Origin of the sequence: Streptomyces sp. rh34 (assembly GCF_002551245.1) — a bacterium.
Taxonomy (GTDB): domain Bacteria; phylum Actinomycetota; class Actinomycetes; order Streptomycetales; family Streptomycetaceae; genus Streptomyces.
Window position 1 is genome coordinate 1 of sequence record NZ_NTGZ01000496.1, and the last position, 2008, is coordinate 2008.

Genomic DNA, 2008 nt, shown 5'->3' on the forward strand with positions numbered 1-2008 from the left:
ACCGGGGCGTGGTCGTGGACACCGCCGCCGCCGACCTGCGCCGGATCGAGCGCGACCTGCACGACGGCGCCCAGGCCCGCCTGGTCGCCCTCGCCATGGATCTGGGCCTGGCGAAGGAGAAGCTCACCGACGACCCCGAGGCCGCCGCCCGCATGGTCGACGAGGCCCACGGCGAGGTGAAGGTGGCTCTTCAGGAGCTGCGCGACCTGGCCCGGGGGATCCACCCCGCCGTCCTCACCGACCGGGGCCTGGACGCCGCGCTCTCCGCGATAGCCTCCCGCTGCACGGTGCCCGTGACGGTCGAGGTGGACCTGGACTCGCGGCCCGCGCAGGCGATCGAGGGCATCGCGTACTTCACCGTCTCGGAGCTGCTCCAGAACATCAGCAAGCACGCCCGTGCGACCCGGGCCACGGTCGACGTGTGGCGGGCGGCGGACCGGCTGATGCTCCAGGTCACCGACAACGGCCGGGGCGGGGCGTCACCGGCCTCGGGCGGCGGTCTGGCCGGGCTGACGGAGCGGCTGGACGCCGTGGACGGGGTCCTCGTGGTCGACTCCCCGGCCGGCGGTCCGACGACGGTCACCGCCGAGCTGCCCTGGCGGGGCTGACCCGAACGCGGGCGCCTCTCCAGCCACCTCTTCCTTCTCACCTCCTCTCACCTCCTCTCTCCCTCGCCACATACGTACGCCCCTTCGCCCGGCCTCCCGGTCCGGCGGCGGGGCGTACGGCCGCGATCGTCCGGGCGTACGGCCGTGATGGTCCGGGGCACGAGGCCGGGCGTGCCCGGGGGCGTAGGTGGCGGTGCTCCCGGGCCGTGCGGGTTATCCACAGGGGGCCCATCCGTGTCCGGGTCCTGGGATGCTTGTGCGGTCGGGGCGCGGTGCGCGGTGGTCGGGCGTGGTGCGTGCGGGGTCGCGGGGAACGCGGCATATTCGGAACAGTGGGGGACTCGCAGTCGTGGAGAACGTGGAGAACAGGGTGCGCGTGGTCATCGCCGAGGATTCGGTCCTGCTCCGGGAGGGGCTCACCCGTCTGCTCACCGATCTCGGGCACGACGTGGTCGCGGGGGTCGGGGACGCGGAGGCGCTGCTCAAGACCGTGGCGGACCTCGACGCCCAGAAGGCGCTTCCCGACGTGGTGGTCGCCGACGTGCGGATGCCGCCGACGCACACCGACGAGGGCGTGCGCGCGGCGGTGCGGCTGCGGAAGGACTACCCGGACATCGGGGTGCTGGTCCTCTCCCAATATGTGGAGGAGCAGTACGCCACCGAGCTGTTGGCGGGCAGCAGCCGCGGAGTGGGGTATCTGCTGAAGGACCGGGTGGCCGAGGTCCGCGAGTTCGTGGACGCCGTCGTCCGGGTGGCGCAGGGCGGGACGGCGCTGGACCCGGAAGTGGTGGCGCAGTTGCTGGGCCGCAGCCGCAAGCAGGACGTGCTGACCGGGCTGACGCCGCGCGAGCGGGAGGTCCTGGGTCTGATGGCCGAGGGCCGGACGAATTCCGCCGTCGCCCGGCAGCTCGTGGTGAGCGACGGGGCGGTCGAGAAGCACGTCAGCAATATCTTCCAGAAGCTGGGGCTCTCGCCCAGCGACGGGGACCACCGGCGCGTCCTCGCCGTGCTGACCTACCTGAACTCCTAGGCGTCCGGCACTCTGCCCGATACCTGCGGAGGTGGAGCGTGGACCGCCGCCAGCCGGATGCCGGAGGTGCTCCGGGAGCGATCCGGGGGCGCTTCGGGGGCATTGCGCGGGTCTGGGGGTGTCCGGCGGGCACCGGACGGGCACCTCTGATCAAGGAAGGACCGATGAGGACTGACGGAGCCCGGGCGGCCGAGGGTGCCCAGGCCCTGTCCTCGGACTCCCGCCCGCCCCGCCTGCCCCTTCGGGCGACGACGGGTGTTTGACGACAGGGCCTAGCTTGATCTTTAACGTGCGATGTCGAACGGTGTGTCGTACTTGATCACTCGGTTCGGGAACCGCCGTACGCGGAAGCGGCCTTCGTCTGAACATG

The 2008-nt window shown here is 72.2% G+C and carries 2 protein-coding genes; both read left to right on the plus strand.

The genetic code is table 11. The annotated features are described in order from the left end of the window. Nucleotides 1-608, plus strand: a 608-nt coding sequence (locus tag CR470_RS37620; RefSeq protein ID WP_257139067.1) for a sensor histidine kinase, incomplete at its 5' end; no start/stop codon positions are given. A 370-nt stretch (nucleotides 609-978) separates the two neighbouring features. Beyond that, entirely contained in the window at nucleotides 979-1638 is a 660-nt protein-coding gene (locus CR470_RS37625) for a response regulator transcription factor (RefSeq protein ID WP_097872227.1), read from the plus strand. Nucleotides 1639-2008: the final 370 nt, after the last annotated feature.